This window comes from Mucilaginibacter achroorhodeus (genome assembly GCF_007846095.1).
Taxonomy (GTDB): domain Bacteria; phylum Bacteroidota; class Bacteroidia; order Sphingobacteriales; family Sphingobacteriaceae; genus Mucilaginibacter; species Mucilaginibacter achroorhodeus.
The window spans coordinates 123,360-140,156 of record NZ_VOEI01000006.1 but is presented as its reverse complement, the minus strand read 5'-3'; the positions used below and the strand labels follow the sequence as shown (position 1 = coordinate 140,156).

Below are 16,797 nucleotides of genomic sequence, written 5' to 3'. Positions count from 1 at the left end.
CACGCCGAAATTAAGCCTTATAATATGGCCTGCCAACTTTAATGTTAACCTACCGAGTAGATAGACTTTATGTAATCCACCGTCAAAAGGCTAATCTGTAAGCAGTTTTTACTATTTTCGCAACCTCAAACCGGTAAACAAAAAATGGATTATCAATTTAAAGATATAGAGAAAAAGTGGCAGCAGTTTTGGGCCGATAATAACACTTTTAAGGCTGAGAATAATACTAATAAGCCGAAGTACTATGTGTTAGATATGTTCCCCTACCCATCTGGTGCGGGGCTGCATGTTGGCCACCCGCTGGGCTATATCGCTTCTGATATTTTTGCGCGGTATAAACGCAACAAAGGTTTTAACGTGTTGCACCCGATGGGGTATGATAGCTTTGGCTTACCGGCAGAGCAGTACGCCATACAAACCGGGCAGCACCCGTCTGTTACCACCGAGGCAAACATTAACACCTACCGCCGCCAATTAGACCAGATTGGTTTTTCTTTTGATTGGAGTCGCGAGGTGCGTACCAGTTCGCCGGATTACTACAAGTGGACACAGTGGATTTTTATGCAGCTATTCAATAGCTGGTATAATAAAGACGCTGATAAAGCAGAAAGTATAGATAAACTGGTAGCCTATTTTGAAACCAAAGGGTCGGCAGGCATAAACGCTGTTTGCGACGAAGATACGCTTGTTTTTGATGCTGATGAATGGAAGGCTTTACCAGAAAAAATTCAGCAGCAGGAATTGCTAAAATATCGCCTCACCTACTTGCGCGAGAGCACTGTTAACTGGTGTGCCGCCTTGGGTACTGTACTGGCTAACGACGAAGTGAAAGATGGCTTTAGCGAGCGCGGTGGCTACCCTGTTGAGCAAAAGAAAATGATGCAGTGGAGCATGCGCATTACCGCCTATGCCGAGCGCCTGTTGCAAGGCCTTGATACCATTGACTGGCCCGAGCCGCTTAAAGAAATGCAGCGCAACTGGATAGGTAAAAGTGTTGGTGCAAGTGTGAAGTTTCCGTTGGAGAGAGCGGAGAGCGAGGACCTTAGTAGGGAAAACGATCCGACAACCGGCTCCTCACATCCGGCTCCTTACATCGAAGTTTTCACTACCCGCGTTGATACCATTTTCGGAGTTAGCTTTTTGGTGATAGCTCCTGAACACGAGTTGGTCGCAGAGTTAACTACTCCCGAGCAAAAGGCGGATATTGATGCTTACATCGCTCAAACCAAAAAGAAAAGCGAGCTCGACCGTATGGCCGATACAAAAACCGTATCAGGTGCGTTTACGGGCAGCTATGTTAAAAACCCGTTGAACGGCGAAAAGATACCGGTATGGATAGCAGATTATGTTTTGGCAGGCTACGGCACCGGTGCCGTAATGGCCGTACCAAGCGGTGATCAACGCGACTATCTTTTCGCTAAGCATTTTGACCTGCCGATCATCCCGATCATCGATATCCAAAATATCGAGACCGAGGCAGATCCTACCAAGGAAGGTAAATACATCAATAGCGATTTCATAAACGGTTTAAGTTACAAAGAAGCAACTGCAGCCGTTGTTGCCAAGCTGGAAGAAATTGGTTTAGGTAAAGCCAAAGTGAATTTCCGCATGCGCGATGCGATATTTGGCCGTCAGCGTTACTGGGGCGAACCGGTACCGGTTTACTTTAAAGATGGCTTGCCGCAGCTGATAGAAGAAAGCGAATTGCCTTTGTTATTGCCGGAGATAGACAAGTACTTACCAACCGAAACCGGCGAGCCACCGTTGGGCAGAGCTACTGGTTGGAACTACAATGGCAACGAATACGAGCTAAGCACCATGCCAGGCTGGGCAGGCAGCAGCTGGTATTGGTACCGCTACATGGATGCAGATAACAACACTGAGTTTGCATCAGAAAAAGCGATTGAGTACTGGAAAGATGTTGACCTGTACATTGGTGGCAGCGAGCACGCTACCGGTCACTTGCTGTACAGCCGTTTCTGGAATAAGTTTTTGAAAGATATTGGCAAAGCCATTGAAGAAGAGCCTTTCAAAAAGCTCATCAACCAGGGCATGATACAGGGTCGCAGTAACTTTGTTTATCGTTTAATTGACGAGGAAGGCAGAGGTACAAACACCTTCATATCCCATGGTTTGATCAAAGACCATAAGACTTCTCCATTGCATGTAGACGTGAACATTGTGGAGAACGATATACTAAACATCAATAAATTTAAAGCCTGGAGGGAGGATTTTGCTGATGCTGAATTTAGCCTTGAAAATGGAAAATACATTTGCGGTGTTGAAGTGGAAAAAATGTCGAAATCAAAGTTCAACGTGGTTAACCCGGATGATCTAATCGAGCGTTACGGTGCGGATACCCTGCGTATGTATGAGATGTTCCTTGGTCCGCTGGAGCAAAGCAAACCCTGGAATACCAACGGTATTGAGGGTGTGTTCAAATTCCTGCGTAAATTCTGGAGATTGTTCCATGATGCAAACTGGAATTTCTCAATATCAAACGAGGCTCCCACTAAAGCGGAACTGAAAGCGCTGCATAAGATCATTAAAAAAGTAGAAGATGACATCGAGCGTTTCTCGTTCAATACTTCAGTATCCAGCTTCATGATCGCTGTGAATGAGCTTACTGATCTCAAATGTAATAAACGCGCCATCCTTGAAAATTTGGTGATCGTGCTGGCACCTTATGCGCCGCACATTGCAGAAGAACTATGGTCGTTGCTGGGTAACCCCGCAGGCTCAATTTCAACTGCAGCTTATCCAAAGTTCCAACCGGAATACTTGGTTGAGGATGACTTTGCCTACCCTATCTCCTTCAACGGTAAGGTTCGTACCAACATTAGTCTGCCCCTGACAATGGAGCCCGCCGATGTTGAAGCCGCAGTACTGGCCCACGCCGACGTGCAAAAACACCTCGACGGCAAAGCACCTAAAAAAGTGATCGTTGTTAAGGGCAGGATTGTGAACGTGGTGGTGTGATCTTGTCGCGAGTAAACAACGCGAGAAGATTGCCGCGTCGTTGTCGCTCCTCGCAAAGACTAATTTATAACCATTTACTGGTCGAAGTTTAGCGCAGCGTAACTTCCGACCTAAAATCTGTTAAGCTTACAGCTTAACACGCAAACAGGATGCTTGCAATATTTTAGGACGAAGCTAAAAACTTCGACCAGTGGAGGATTATGCCTTGTAAGAATGCTGTGAGATTTTCACATTCACTTCTTCACTCATTACGTCGTTCACTCAATACACTCACCACTAAGTGTAACATCTACATTACATCATTAATAATTTTCTAATTTCTGCAGATACAGCTGTAACATTTTCAGCAATTTCGCCTCAAATTACGAAAACGCTCAAAAATTTATGAAACGAATACTTTTACTTATAATAGTTGTTTGTGCTGCACTCAAGGCTAACGCCCAGATACCTATGGGCGGCGGCTCAAGTATTGTGGGCAAAATTTCCGGAAGGGTTATCGACTCGTTAACCAAAAAACCGGTAGATTATGCTACTGTAAGCTTGTTCAGAAGCGGTGCTACCACCCCCATGAACGGTGTACTAACCGATGGGAACGGTAACTTCCAGCTTAACGGTATCAAAACCGGTAAATACAAGATCACCATTTCCTTTATCGGTTATCCTGCAAGGACTTTTGACCCGGTTGAAACTACTGCAGCCAAACCCGATAATAACATGGGTACCATCTTGCTGAAACCAAGTGCCACTGCCCTTAAAGAAGTGCAAATTGTTGGTCAGCAGGCACTTGTAGAAAATAAGATAGATAAGATCGTTTATAATGCTGAAAAGGATGTAACATCTACGGGTGGTAACGCTACGGATGTATTGCAGAAAGTGCCATTGGTATCGGTTGATATGAATGGTAACGTTGCTATCCGCGGTGACCAGAACGTTCGCGTTTTGATTAATGGTAAACCATCAGGTGCAACTTCTGCCAGCTTAAGCGATGTATTGAAAACCATCCCTGCAGATCAGATCAAAAACATTGAAGTTGTTACTTCTCCATCAGCTAAATATGATGCTGAGGGTTCTGGTGGTATCATCAACATCATCACAAAAACTAAAAACGCTTCAGGTATCAGCGGTTCTGTGAGCGGTGGTGTAGGTACACGTCAAAATAACGGTAACATCAACTTAAATTACAATAAAAACCGTTTCAATTTATCTGCTAACATTGGTGGTAACTTAACATGGCCACAAACCATGACCACTGATTTTGAGCAGACCATCAACACGCCTGCTTCAGCCAGCAAAGCAGCGGTAAACCAGCTTAACAAAAACTTCCTTTCAAGCGAGACAAAGCGCCACGGGGTTAGGGGAACGATAACTGCCGGTTATGAATTTAACGGATTCAACAGTATTAACAGTACCCTCGCTTTAAATGATGGTGGTTTTAATACTAATGGCGGTGGTAACTACAATATTACTGACTTCATTAATCCTGCTAAATCTTTGGCCTACATTGGCATCAACTCTAACCGCAATAAATTCAGCGGATTCGACTGGAACTTGGATTACACGCACAAATTCAAAAAAGAAGGTCATGAGATAACCTTTTCCGGTCAGTGGAGCCATAGCATCATCAAAACCGACTATAACAACTTATTCCAGGGTTTACCAAACACAGGAAAAGGTGCGCCGCAGCCAAGCCAGGCAGGTAATAACGATGGTAAAAACGACGAGTATACTTTACAAGGCGACTATGTTTTACCGATAAATAAAACCTTGAAATTAGAGGCAGGTGGTAAAACCATACAAAGGCGCATCAACAGTGATTATAACATTTACTCAGTAGACTCGCTTGGTAATAACCCTATTATTGATCCACTGAACTCAAACCTGTACAACTACAAACAAAACGTTTATGCAGGTTACGGCGTATTCACCATTACATTGCCAAAGAGCTACTCGGTGTTGGCAGGTTTCAGGTACGAGAATACAAAGATAGCAGGTGACCCGCAAACGCCTTATGCAAGCGGCGCAAATCAACAAGAACTTAAACCTTTTGATGCCAGCTACAATACTTATATTCCAAGCCTTACCATACAAAAAATTATAGGTTCAAACACGTTTAAATTATCATATAGCAAACGTATCCAGCGCCCAAGCTTGCAGGTATTAAATCCGTTCATCAATAGGTCAAACATTCAGGCCCAGTCTGTAGGTAACCCTAACCTGGCGCCGGAAGTATCGCAAACCGTTGAATTGAACTACAATACCTTCATTAAATCATCAGTGCTAAACTTCTCGGTTTATTACAAGAGAACAAGTGATTTGATCGAAGGATTAGCGCAACCTATTACGGATTACATTCAAACAGGTGCAAAAATAGATACCGTAATTGGTACACGTACCATACAACGTAACGCTGCATTGAACAACTCATGGGGAGCAAGTTTCTTTGGTTCGGTTACGCCATTTAAACCGTTAACTGTACGCGCAAGTGTTAACGTATTTACTTACAACCCTACCGTTTATTCGGAATTTGCAAACTTTATTAATCCGGATGCGATCAAAACGCAGTACATGTACACCATGTTCGGTAGCGCTACTTTGAATTTGCCTAAGAACATCATCTTTGAAGCATTCGGTTTCATGAACTCACCGCGCCGTACAATACAGGGCTCAAGCCCATCGTTCGGTATTTATGCCTTTGGTATCAAGAAACAATTCATGAACAAGAAGGCTTCACTTGGTTTCAACACTGTACAACCGTTTGCAGTTAACAAATCATTTAACCAAAACATATCAAGCCCGGGTTTCAGCCAGATATCAAAAACCCAGTTTCCTTTCCAATCATTTGGTATAACGTTTAGCTACAGCTTTGGTAAAATAAGCTTTAAACCCGCTAATCCTACACAAAAGAAGAAAGGTGTTAACAACGACGACCAGATCCAGGGCGGCGACCAGCAAGGTGGCGGCATGGGCGGCGGTAACGGCGGACGTTAATCATTTAATCCCATATAAAGAAAGCCCCGATAATAAAATTATCGGGGCTTTTTCGTTAACAACGCTTCATTGCTTTATACCTTGCAATAACACGTTTTATATTAGCTATTATCTACACATCCATTGCATCATAAACAACAACCTTATCCCAAAGGTGGCTGCAATCTTTTATAAATTGCTGATGAATCGGGTGGCTTTGATATGATGCCTGCCCTTCCAGGTTTTCGAAGAACATCAGTTCTGATACTGCCCAGCTATTATCAACCACATCGCGCTTTTCGGTACTGGCAACTACGCCAATACGCAGCTCTTTGATGGTCTCTATTTTACGAAGGGTCTTTAATCCGGTGATGATCTTATCGCGATCCTCTATCGAACCCGGGTTTTTCAACCAAAAGAAAACATGGTGTACAATTGGATATTTATTATTCATGGCAGTTGATTTTATGAGTGTTGGCATGGCTGATGCTACAGCTGTACCGGCTGTTAGTGCAGCAGCAGTAGAGATGAATTTCCGTCGGGTGTTTTTCATATCGGTAAGGTTTAACAATCTGGTTGCTGGCATTTTTCGTCGCTAAACTCCGGCTCAAAAGTGCTGTGGGTAATGGATAGATGTTCAAGCTTGTGGCGCAGGTCATGCTTTATCTCATCAAATATAGCCATGTTTTCCGGGCTGATGACCAAGTGAGCAGTTAGGGCATTTTCTGTAGTGCTCAAGGCCCAAACGTGCATATGGTGTACATCTACTACCCCCTTTCCTTTAAGTAATTCAGCTTTTATTTTTTGCAGATCGATGTCCTTTGGTACGCCATCCATTTCAAGGCGAAGACTATCTTTTAGCAAACTCCAGGTGCCTACCAATATCACCACACCGATAATGATACTTACCGCGCTATCCAACCACATAAACCCTGTAAAATAAATTATTAGACCAGAGATTACAACTCCTAATGATACAATGGCATCCACTGCCATGTGCAGGTAAGCACCTTTTACGTTGAGGTCGCTGTCTTTATCCTTCACAAAAAGCCATGCGGTAAAACCGTTTACGCCAATACCTGCCAAAGCAACCCATGCAATGGTACCACCTGCAATTGGCTCGGGGTGGATAAAACGCATAACGGCTTCATAAATGATGAAGCCGACAGCAACTACCAGTATCACAGCGTTAAAAAACGACACGATGATAGTAGACCGCTTGTAACCATAAGTATAGTTCTTGTTTGATTTGGCCTTGGCCAGTTTAAAAGCCAGGAGCGCCAACGCTAAAGAAGCCACATCGCTTAGGTTATGGCCGGCATCGGTAAGCAGCGAAAGTGAGCCACTGATCAAACCGTAGATCACTTCGATAACTACAAAAGCCGAATTAAGGACTATCCCCCAGATAAAGGCGGCATTAAGATGGTCAAGCTTGGGTGTATGATCGTGGTGATGGTGCGAATGATCGTGACTGTGCATGTGCATATACAAATGTGCAAATTAATAGTCTTAATCAGAATTTACAGGATTTAAGAATTTACAGAAAATACTGTAAGTGTTCACGTTCACGCCATGAACACTCGTGAACGCCGTGAACACGGTGAACGCTGACACATTCTTGTCAGTAATCAATTAAAAATCATTTGCACATCTCATTCCGATAGCTATCGGAACTGCACATCTACTGATGATGGTAAGGCTCGCCCTTGATAATGGTATAAGCGCGGTACAGTTGCTCAACAAAAAACAGGCGCACCATTTGGTGGGAGAAGGTCATGCGGCTAAGCGAAATTTTATCATTTGCCCGCTGGTAAACCGAATCATGGAAACCATAAGGGCCACCCACCACAAACACCAAATTGGCCGACGAAGTTACCGACCGCTTGTTGATGTAATTGGCAAACTGTACCGATGTATATTCGGTACCACCCTCATCAAGCAGGATCAAATGATCTTGCGGAGTTAACTTCTTCAGGATCATTTCTGCCTCTTTGGTTTTTTGCTGGTCCTCGGTAAGGGCTTTGGTATTTTTAAGTTCGGGCAGGTCATGTAGTTCCAGCTTGGTGTAGTGTTTAAGCCGCTTAACATACTTTTCAATACCTTCTTTTAAGTAAGCATCTTCGGTTTTGCCAACGGTAATAAACGTGATTTTCATGCCCTGCTGTAACTATTTAAATGGATATGTTATCTTATTGTTGTAAAATTGAAGCTTCAAAAATACCTATAAAATCTGTGCAACAAACCATTATAGCCAATTACGAAGAAGCTGCGAAGAAAGCGCGCCAGCAGGCCGATCACTACAAACAGCAAGCTAATACTTACTCGCTGATGCGCTTAGGCATTTTCGCCATGATGATTTTTGTGGTTTACAGTACTGTGCAGCAAGATAGCTTTGTGGTGTTAGGCGTTGGCATTGTAATGCTGCTGGCTGCATTTGTTGCACTTGTGGCCCAACAAGGTAAATACGAGCGTTTACGTGATTATCACCTCGACCTTGAGCGGGTAAACCGTAACGAGATCAACAGCCTGCAAACCGGCACCAACCTGTATGACAACGGCCAAAAGTATAGCAATGAAAAGCATTTCTACACATCTGATCTGGATATTTTTGGTAATGCCTCGCTGTATAACCTCACTAACCGTGCAGCTACATCTGCCGGTAACGATAAACTTGCCGGCTGGTTAAGCGCGCCTGCCGATAAAGCGACAATACTGATCCGTCAGGAAGCGGTGCAGGAAATAGCCGCGAATAATGATTGGAAGGTTAACACGCAAACCAAGCTGCTATTCGCCGCTAAAGAAGATGCAGACCAAATGAAACGGCTGCTTGCTTATCTTAAAACGCCGTTGCATTTAAACGGCGAGAGGTGGTTAAGCATTTACATAAAAGTAGCGCCATACCTGCTGTTTGGGATGCTGCTTGCCGGTGCTTTTTTATCACCTTATTTTACTATTATCGCTATCCTGTTAGGGCTGGTAAATATGTCCATCCTGGTTGCAAAGGGCAGTTATATATTAAAGGCCGGGGCCATTGCCGGTAAAATAAGTGATGCCCTGGCCAGCTACGCCGTTGTGTTTAAAGCTATAGAAAGTAAGCAATGGCAATCGCAAAGATGTGCGGAACTGTATGAGAAATTAAAGGTTAACCAAACATCAAAAAATATAACGGAACTGTCTAAACTCATCAACAAACTCAGCTATAGCTTAATTATGATAGTTGGGTTCATACTTAATGTGTTTTTCCTGTGGGCTTTAAAACAGATCATCCTTATAGAAAAATGGAAGCGTAATAACCAGCAAAATTTTGAGGAAGCCTTTGATGTTATCGCCGAATTTGAAGCATTTATAAGCCTTGCGGTGCCGGCCATTAACTACCCTGACTGGGTTTACCCGGTAATTGCCGATACGGAAGGCTACACCCTTACGGCTAAGCACATTGCCCACCCGCTTATCCGCGGCAACCGCGTTGATAACGACTATGAGCTGCAGGATGCATTTAAAATAGATATTATCACGGGCTCTAATATGGCAGGCAAAAGTACGTTCCTGCGTACCATTGGCATCAATACGGTTTTGGCTTTGAGCGGCGCACCAGTTTGCGCTGCAGAAATGGAGGTTTCGGTAATAACCATCGTGAGCTACATGCGTATTAAAGATTCGCTGAATGAAAGCACGTCAACGTTTAAAGCCGAACTGGACAGGCTGCAGATGCTGCTGGCGGCTGTTGAGCATGAGCACCGGGTTTTCTTTTTGATAGATGAGATGCTGCGCGGCACTAACTCCATGGATAAATACCTGGGCAGCAAAGCGGTTATCGAGCAACTTATCGCAAAAAAAGGTGTAGGCATGGTTGCCACCCACGACTTGCAAATTGCCCGACTGGAAGATAAATACCCTGATTATGTACGCAATTACTACTTTGATATACAGGTAATAGAAGGCGAAATGCTTTTTGATTACAAGCTTAAACATGGTGAATGCAAAACCTTTAATGCCTCGCTCCTGCTTAAGCAGATAGGTATAAATGTGGAGGCGGAGTAAAAACAACGAGGCTTTAATTCCCTCTTCGGGGAGGGGTGCGGCAGACAGAAGCGATGGCAGGGAGGGGTTTCTACTCCTTCGTCACCCCCCCTACACCCTCCCAAGGGAGGGAATCGTACGTGCCGCATGCTTTTCGAACCTAGATGTTAAATTCCTCCTCGGGGAGGGATACGGCAGACAGAAGCGATGGCAGGGAGGGGTTTCTACGCGTTCGTCAACCCCTCCCTACTCCCTCCCAAGGGAGGGAATCGCACGTGCCTCATGCTTTTCGAACTTAGATGTTAATCCCTCCTCGGGGAGGGGTGCGGCAGACAGAAGCGCTGGAAGGGGGGGGGGTAAATCATTCCGATAAACTATAACGCCTGCTTATAATCTCACCCCGACATCGCTTACGCTCGTCGCCCCTCTCTTCGCTACGCGAAAAGAAGGATTTGTATTTTAATTCTTTACCCTCTTTGCTGCTTGCAGCAGAGAGGGCGGTCCAGCGTAGCGTAGACCGGGTGAGTGAACGCTGCGTTCATCCGTCGGTAAAATCTCCCACCGCTAAAAACGCTTTATTTAATTTCCCGGCTATTACTTTCACCGACATTTTACCTCCATTTGCCTAATAACGCTAACGCTGAGGGCTGTTTTGATACAATTTTGTGTTGTAAACAAAAACCCACAGTCATGATACATTTATTAACCATACCAGCCTTAGCAACCGTAATAGCTTTTGTTGCACAGGCCATTACTTTGATCGGCTTAATAGGCAAGTATATATTTTAGCTGATGCTTTTGGCAGGGCTATTGCTAAATCTCCTTTAAAACTACAGCTATGAAAAAAGGAGATACCGTTCACTGGAAATGGGGTTCGTCAGAAGCCGAAGGCACTATCGAAAAGAAACATACCTCAACCACTACCAAAACCATTAAAGGCTCAACTGTAAAACGTAAAGCAACAAAAGATGAGCCTGCTTACGAAATAAAGCAAAAAGATGGCGGCAAAGTGCTAAAATCTGAAAGCGAATTGAAAAAAGGTGGAAAGTAACAAATGATATGCCGGCAGTTGCCTATAAAGCACTTGCCGGCATTTGAATCTCTCTTACCCAACCTAAACTTTAATCAATTTTTAATTTATTTTTTATGCCGCTGTAGCTGCGATGTGGTAAATACACTGCATATTTACAGTATGGCAAACCAACCTATTATCACGGTAACCAACCTGGTTAAAAGCTATGGCGACTTTGAGGCAGTAAAAGGCGTAAGCTTTGAGGTTTACGAGGGTGAGATATTTGGTTTATTAGGCCCTAACGGTGCCGGTAAAACCACCACACTCGAGATCATTGAAACGCTGCGCGAAAAAACCTCCGGCAGTGTAATTGTTGATGGTTTCAATATTGAAACCGATGCCGGCGAGATCAAGAAACGCATTGGTGTGCAGTTACAGGCTGCAGGCTATTATCCCAACCTCAATCTTTCAGAATTGATAGTACTTTTCTCAGGCCTTTACGGGGTAAACAAAACCCCGGCGGAAATGCTGGAAAAGGTTGCGCTTACAGATAAAGCCAAAGCAAAATTTAAGGATCTTTCGGGCGGGCAGAAACAACGTTTTTCCATTGCCACAACGCTTATCAATAATCCACGCATCATATTTTTGGATGAGCCAACAACCGGCCTCGACCCGCAGGCCAGGCGTAACCTTTGGGACCTGATACGCGAGATACGCGATAATGGTACAACCGTGGTGATCACTACCCACTACATGGACGAGGCAGAAGTACTTTGCGACCGTGTAGCATTTGTTGACGGCGGCCACATTATTGGGATTGATACCCCCGACCATTTTATAGACCAATTGGTTGCAAAAGGCTTTGAACGCAAAAAGCAGGTAAAAGCCGCTAACCTTGAAGATGTATTCATCAACCTTACCGGAAAGGAATGGCGGGAAGGATAAAGCCTGCGGCGCAGTTGGCAGTTTTGAGTTTGCAGTTAGCACCCAAACTTAGCCAATGACCCAATGAACAATTGAACCAATCAACTAATGAACCAAAAATATAGTAACACCCGCGCTACGCTTGCTATTGCCAGGGCAAGTTTCCGCTCCATATTACGCAGTCCGTCGGCTGTAGTGTTTAGCCTGGCTTTCCCACTGATATTTATCGTAGTGTTTGCTAACATTGGCGGTGGCGGCATGTCTGTAGATGTTGGTGTAGCCAAAGGCTGTGATACAACCAGTGTTATTTACAAAGCACTTGCTAAAAATAAGATCATCCACCTGATAAAAGATCAATCGGCAGATGAGATGAACAAGAACCTGGCAAAGGGCAGCATTGATGCGATATTGGACCTCAAGGTGAACAAAGATGCCTTGTCGATAAATCCTCTTGCACCAGCAATCCCTCAAAAAGCGCCGTTTGAAGTTAATGTTCAATACAGTCACGCATCGGCAGATAAAGGTGCTGTGTTGAAATCAGCATTAAATAACATTTTCTACCAGATACAATCCGTACAGGTAAAAGAGATCCAGAAACTGTCGCCGGTACCTATTCCTAAGGCTGTAGACCTGAAGGAAACCGTTGTAACCGGCCGCGAATACAAATACATCGATTTTATATTGCCTGGTCAGTTAGGCTTTTCGTTGTTAAGCAGCGGAGTATTTGGTACGGCTTTCGTATTCCTAAGCTTACGCATCACGCTTGTGATCAAAAGATTTTTCGCAACGCCGGTTAAACGTTCAAGCATTGTTTTGGGCGAGGCCATTGCGCGTATTGTTTTTGCCTTACTTGGCGCACTGTTTATTATTGTGATCGGGCACTTTGTTTTTGGCTTTACATTGATACACGGCATTACCACGGTGCTCAATATGCTGGTGCTTTGCACCATAGGGCTCATTATATTTATGGGGTTCGGTTTTACAATTTCGGGCATTGCCAAAAACGAAAGTTCTATACCGCCCATTTCCAATATCATCACTATGCCGCAGTTCCTGCTATCCGGAACCTTCTTTTCCGTAACAGCATTTCCGGTTTGGCTGCAGCATTTAAGTAACGTGCTGCCATTAACACACCTTAACAACGCCATGCGTAAAGTGGCTTTTGAGGGTGCAGGTTTAGGCGATGTTACCCATCAATTGTTCATATTGCTTTTGTGGGGTATAGGGGTTTATGCTGTAGCGGTTAAAACATTTAAGTGGGAATAATTAATTATACGAATGACACTTTTAGACGCGGATTACCGCGTCTTTTTTGTTTGTATCAAGTCCACTGTTAACATAAATTTAATATTAAGCATATTATAATTAACATCCAGCTAACATTAGGGAAATAGCTTTGCATTATCAAACTATTAAGGTAATGTTAAAAACCACTATCAAGCTTTGCTTAATTACCACGCTATTAATATTTAACTCACGTTTTGTTAACGCGCAAGATTCAAAATTAGGCACATGGGGTATTGCTACCATCGTAATGCCGGGCGATAGCGCCCATCGTTGGGGTGGTTACTCAGAATTTCAGTTGCGTACCAACGGCGTCGGCTTTAGTCAGTTCCAATACTATGAGGCCAAAGCAGGTGTAAGCTATGACATTGATAAAAACTTTATCGCCCTGTTAGGAACGGGCACCTACCACACTTATAATTATCTTGATATTGCTGATGGCCCAACTATTAACGAGTTCAGGGTTTGGGAGCAGATGACCATCAACCAGTTTCTTACCCCTTTAAAATTTGAGCACCGTTACCGCGTAGAGCAACGCTGGTTGGATGGCAATTACCGCAATCGTTTCCGCTACAGGCTTAATATGTTCATTCCGTTAAACAATGTGAAGATCGTAGCCAAAACGTGGTTTATTTCCGTTTTCGACGAGATCTTCTTTAATAACAAAGCACCAAATTTTGAGCGGAACAGGGTCTCAGCGGCATTAGGCTATCAGTTTGATAAAAAATGGATAGTGCAGGCCGGCTGGATAAACCAGCGCAACTATACCACCACTACCAGCAGTGCCAAGAACAATATCATGCTAACGCTGATGTACCGCATTAACCGTAAAAATAGCCCTGAGCGAGAACACCTGCCAACCACTTCAGATTAAGTAATTGTTACAAATGTAAATTAAGGTTGGTATTTCTTTATTTTGCGCTTAACTTAGCCCACCAATTTAGTATAGTAACACTCAAATAAATACGATAATACACTATGAGCTTGATAATTGATGTTCATGCGCGCCAGATACTTGATTCGCGCGGTAACCCTACGATAGAGGTAGATGTTTTAACCGAGAACGGTGCCCTTGGCCGTGCTGCTGTACCATCAGGTGCATCAACAGGTGTGCATGAGGCTGTTGAGCTTCGCGATAATGATAAAGCTGTTTACATGGGCAAAGGCGTTTTAAAAGCCGTTGAAAATGTGAACGAGAAAATAGCTCCTGAATTGAGAGGTGTTGATGTATTTGAACAAAATGCTATCGACAGCCTGATGATCAAATTAGACGGTACCGAAAATAAAGGTAACCTGGGCGCAAATGCCATCCTGGGTGTTTCATTAGCAGTTGCTAAAGCTGCTGCACAGGAAAGCCGCCAGCCTTTATACCGTTACATTGGTGGTGTAAACGCAAATACTTTACCTATCCCGATGATGAACATCGTAAACGGTGGTTCGCACTCTGATGCGCCTATCGCTTTCCAAGAGTTCATGATCATGCCGGCTGGTGCTTCTTCATTCTCTGAAGCATTACGTTGGGGCACCGAGGTTTTCCATAACCTTAAAAAGATCCTTCACGACCGTGGTTTATCAACCGCAGTAGGTGACGAAGGTGGTTTTGCACCAACTTTTGAAGGTACCGAAGATGGTGTTGAAACCATCCTTAAAGCAATTGAAAAAGCAGGTTACAAACCGGGTGTTGATATATTCCTGGCGTTTGACTGTGCTGCCTCTGAGTTTTACAAAGACGGCAAATACGATTACACCAAGTTTGAAGGCGACAAAGGTGCTATCCGCACAAGCGCTGAACAAGCAGATTATCTTGCTGAATTAGCTGCTAAATATCCTATCATCTCTATCGAAGATGGTATGGCAGAAGACGATTGGGAAGGCTGGAAAATGCTTACCGATAAAATTGGTGATAAAGTACAGTTGGTAGGTGACGATTTGTTTGTAACCAATGTAAAACGTTTACAACAAGGTATTGATGCTGATACTGCAAATTCTATTCTGGTTAAGGTAAACCAAATTGGTTCTTTAACTGAAACCATCAACGCGGTTAGTCTGGCTCAAACACACAGCTACACTTCAGTTATGAGCCACCGTTCTGGTGAGACTGAAGACGCTACCATCGCCGACCTTGCTGTTGCCCTTAACTGCGGTCAGATCAAAACCGGTTCAGCATCACGTTCAGACAGGATCGCTAAATACAACCAGTTACTACGTATAGAAGAAGAATTAGGCGAGAACGCACGTTTCATCGGCAAAAACTTTAAATACGTTAAAAACAGAAAATAATCTGTAATAGGATTTTTGATATTGAAGCCTCGGACTTGTCCGGGGCTTTTTGCTTCTCAAATGCGTCATTGCGAGGTACGAAGCAACCTCCGAACTATACAGAGCGACCAGCATATGTAGAGATTGCTTCGTACCTCGCGATGACGGGTGAGTTGGGCCATAAAAAACCCCGATAGCTTTCACTGTCGGGGCTTTCATCTTTTTAAAGTTTAATGGAATTTATGCCTTCTTAGCAGGTGCTTTTTTAGCTTTTGCTTTCGGTGCAGCTTCTTCTTTAGCTTCATCTACAGGCTCTGCAGCGGCAGCAGGAGCAGCAGCAGGTGCTTCTTCAGCAGCAAGCGCTTCAGCAGGGTCGGCCTCGTTGAATAATGGCAGATCTTTAAGGATCAGGTACCAGTTGATGATCTTTTTGATATCAGATGAGTAAACCTTCTCTTCATCATGATCCGGCGCTACTTCAAAGAAAAACGCGCGAAGCTTTTTGCCGTCGTCTTTGGTTGCAGGCACGGTAACCGATTTCATTTTTTCAAAAATATCGGTCAACTTAATATCGTCCTCTAAGCCAAAAATGGTTATTTCGCTTAATGCAGCCAGTTTTGCAGTCGCCACGTTGGCTACCAGCTTGGTTTTTTTATCGTCAAGGCTCTCCAGCACATAACCGGTTTTATTTTGTGCAAGCGCTTTCCATAAGCCCGGTTTGCCGGAAACGGCTACAATTCCGTGTAAATTCATTCTTTATGTGATTGGTTGATCAGGTTACTAAGCGATTAGTTTCTTATGAAAACTAATCTCCGGTCAACTGATCTCTAATTAACTATCCCTCAATAACCTCTATACCTAAAATTTTATCGCCCTGGCGTATATCGTCAACAACGTCAACGTTCTCAACTACTTTACCAAACACGGTGTGGTTACGGTCAAGATGGGCTGTATTATCGCGGCTGTGGCAGATAAAAAATTGAGAGCTACCAGTGTTACGGCCGGCATGTGCCATTGAAAGTACGCCGCGGTCGTGGTATTGGTTATCGCCTGTAAGTTCGCAATCAATACGTTTGCCTGAGCCACCTGCACCTGTACCGGTTGGGTCGCCGCCTTGAATCACAAAGTTAGGGATAACACGGTGAAAGGTAACGTTATCGTAAAAACCCGATTTTGCCAGGCCTAAAAAGTTGGCTACTGTGTTTGGTGCATCTTTGTCGAAAAACTCAACGGTCATGTCACCTTTTTCGGTTTTGATTATTGCTTTGCTCATGATTTTCAAATTTAAACAGGTGGCAAAGGTAAGTAATTGAGGTGAAAGGTAAAAGGCGAAAGGCTAAAGGTTTTGGTTA

The 16,797-nt window shown here is 43.9% G+C and carries 13 protein-coding genes; 8 read left to right on the top strand and 5 right to left on the bottom strand.

The features are described from left to right. Positions 1 to 144 precede the first annotated feature (144 nt). Both leuS and FPZ42_RS15750 read left to right on the top strand, forming a co-directional pair. The gene (leuS, locus tag FPZ42_RS15755) at positions 145 to 2,979 is read left to right on the top strand and encodes a leucine--tRNA ligase (RefSeq protein ID WP_146272816.1); all 2,835 of its coding nucleotides are present in this window, start codon (positions 145 to 147) and stop codon (positions 2,977 to 2,979) included. 384 nt (positions 2,980 to 3,363) lie between these two features. Further along, a complete protein-coding gene (locus FPZ42_RS15750) occupies positions 3,364 to 5,967 on the top strand; it encodes an outer membrane beta-barrel family protein (protein ID WP_146272815.1) in 2,604 nt (867 codons plus the stop codon). A gap of 112 nt (positions 5,968 to 6,079) precedes the next feature. Here FPZ42_RS15750 and FPZ42_RS15745 read toward each other — a convergent pair whose 3' ends face one another. From FPZ42_RS15745 to rlmH, 3 genes are all read right to left on the bottom strand, one after another. After that, positions 6,080 to 6,499, bottom strand: coding sequence for a Dabb family protein (locus FPZ42_RS15745; protein ID WP_146272814.1), 420 nt, complete (start codon positions 6,497 to 6,499; stop codon positions 6,080 to 6,082). 11 nt (positions 6,500 to 6,510) lie between these two features. Further along, positions 6,511 to 7,425: a cation diffusion facilitator family transporter gene (locus tag FPZ42_RS15740; protein WP_261382324.1), complete on the bottom strand. Its 915-nt coding sequence runs from the start codon at positions 7,423 to 7,425 to the stop codon at positions 6,511 to 6,513. Positions 7,426 to 7,627: 202 nt separating this feature from the next. Then, on the bottom strand, positions 7,628 to 8,101 hold the full coding sequence (gene rlmH / locus FPZ42_RS15735; RefSeq protein WP_146272812.1) for a 23S rRNA (pseudouridine(1915)-N(3))-methyltransferase RlmH: 474 nt from the start codon (positions 8,099 to 8,101) through the stop codon (positions 7,628 to 7,630). A gap of 20 nt (positions 8,102 to 8,121) precedes the next feature. Here rlmH and FPZ42_RS15730 point away from each other — a divergent pair, with 20 nt between their 5' ends. The 6 genes from FPZ42_RS15730 (at position 8,122) to eno (ending at position 15,466) form a co-directional block, all read left to right on the top strand. Then, positions 8,122 to 9,987: a MutS-related protein gene (locus tag FPZ42_RS15730; protein WP_146272811.1), complete on the top strand. Its 1,866-nt coding sequence runs from the start codon at positions 8,122 to 8,124 to the stop codon at positions 9,985 to 9,987. An 817-nt stretch (positions 9,988 to 10,804) separates the two neighbouring features. Beyond that, complete coding sequence (locus FPZ42_RS15725; RefSeq protein ID WP_146272810.1) at positions 10,805 to 11,017, top strand: hypervirulence associated TUDOR domain-containing protein; 213 nt, start codon at positions 10,805 to 10,807, stop codon at positions 11,015 to 11,017. A gap of 141 nt (positions 11,018 to 11,158) precedes the next feature. Continuing rightward, positions 11,159 to 11,923 (top strand): ABC transporter ATP-binding protein, encoded by a 765-nt coding sequence (locus FPZ42_RS15720; RefSeq protein ID WP_146272809.1) that lies wholly within the window; start codon positions 11,159 to 11,161, stop codon positions 11,921 to 11,923. Positions 11,924 to 12,010: 87 nt separating this feature from the next. Beyond that, on the top strand, positions 12,011 to 13,168 hold the full coding sequence (locus FPZ42_RS15715; RefSeq protein ID WP_146272808.1) for an ABC transporter permease: 1,158 nt from the start codon (positions 12,011 to 12,013) through the stop codon (positions 13,166 to 13,168). A 154-nt stretch (positions 13,169 to 13,322) separates the two neighbouring features. Beyond that, positions 13,323 to 14,060 (top strand): DUF2490 domain-containing protein, encoded by a 738-nt coding sequence (locus FPZ42_RS15710; RefSeq protein WP_146272807.1) that lies wholly within the window; start codon positions 13,323 to 13,325, stop codon positions 14,058 to 14,060. Positions 14,061 to 14,164: 104 nt separating this feature from the next. After that, positions 14,165 to 15,466, top strand: a complete 1,302-nt coding sequence (gene eno, locus FPZ42_RS15705; protein ID WP_146272806.1) for a phosphopyruvate hydratase — start codon at positions 14,165 to 14,167, stop codon at positions 15,464 to 15,466. A 219-nt stretch (positions 15,467 to 15,685) separates the two neighbouring features. On the opposite strand, the gene FPZ42_RS15700 is transcribed toward eno, so the two are convergent. Continuing rightward, positions 15,686 to 16,198: a DUF5606 family protein gene (locus FPZ42_RS15700; protein ID WP_146272805.1), complete on the bottom strand. Its 513-nt coding sequence runs from the start codon at positions 16,196 to 16,198 to the stop codon at positions 15,686 to 15,688. An 82-nt stretch (positions 16,199 to 16,280) separates the two neighbouring features. Next, on the bottom strand, positions 16,281 to 16,718 hold the full coding sequence (locus FPZ42_RS15695) for a peptidylprolyl isomerase (protein ID WP_117393756.1): 438 nt from the start codon (positions 16,716 to 16,718) through the stop codon (positions 16,281 to 16,283). Positions 16,719 to 16,797: the final 79 nt, after the last annotated feature.

Bases quoted from the DNA above. Each gene is read 5' to 3' on its own strand.
- FPZ42_RS15750 (WP_146272815.1), top strand. From the start codon at position 3,364: ATGAAACGAATACTTTTACTTATAATAGTTGTTTGTGCTGCACTCAAG.
- FPZ42_RS15725 (WP_146272810.1), top strand. From the start codon at position 10,805: ATGAAAAAAGGAGATACCGTTCACTGGAAATGGGGTTCGTCAGAAGCC.
- FPZ42_RS15720 (WP_146272809.1), top strand. From the start codon at position 11,159: ATGGCAAACCAACCTATTATCACGGTAACCAACCTGGTTAAAAGCTAT.
- FPZ42_RS15745 (WP_146272814.1), bottom strand. From the start codon at position 6,499: ATGAAAAACACCCGACGGAAATTCATCTCTACTGCTGCTGCACTAACA.
- leuS (WP_146272816.1), top strand. From the start codon at position 145: ATGGATTATCAATTTAAAGATATAGAGAAAAAGTGGCAGCAGTTTTGG.
- FPZ42_RS15730 (WP_146272811.1), top strand. From the start codon at position 8,122: ATGGATATGTTATCTTATTGTTGTAAAATTGAAGCTTCAAAAATACCT.
- FPZ42_RS15740 (WP_261382324.1), bottom strand. From the start codon at position 7,425: ATGCACAGTCACGATCATTCGCACCATCACCACGATCATACACCCAAG.
- FPZ42_RS15715 (WP_146272808.1), top strand. From the start codon at position 12,011: ATGAACCAAAAATATAGTAACACCCGCGCTACGCTTGCTATTGCCAGG.
- FPZ42_RS15700 (WP_146272805.1), bottom strand. From the start codon at position 16,198: ATGAATTTACACGGAATTGTAGCCGTTTCCGGCAAACCGGGCTTATGG.
- rlmH (WP_146272812.1), bottom strand. From the start codon at position 8,101: ATGAAAATCACGTTTATTACCGTTGGCAAAACCGAAGATGCTTACTTA.
- FPZ42_RS15710 (WP_146272807.1), top strand. From the start codon at position 13,323: ATGTTAAAAACCACTATCAAGCTTTGCTTAATTACCACGCTATTAATA.
- eno (WP_146272806.1), top strand. From the start codon at position 14,165: ATGAGCTTGATAATTGATGTTCATGCGCGCCAGATACTTGATTCGCGC.
- FPZ42_RS15695 (WP_117393756.1), bottom strand. From the start codon at position 16,718: ATGAGCAAAGCAATAATCAAAACCGAAAAAGGTGACATGACCGTTGAG.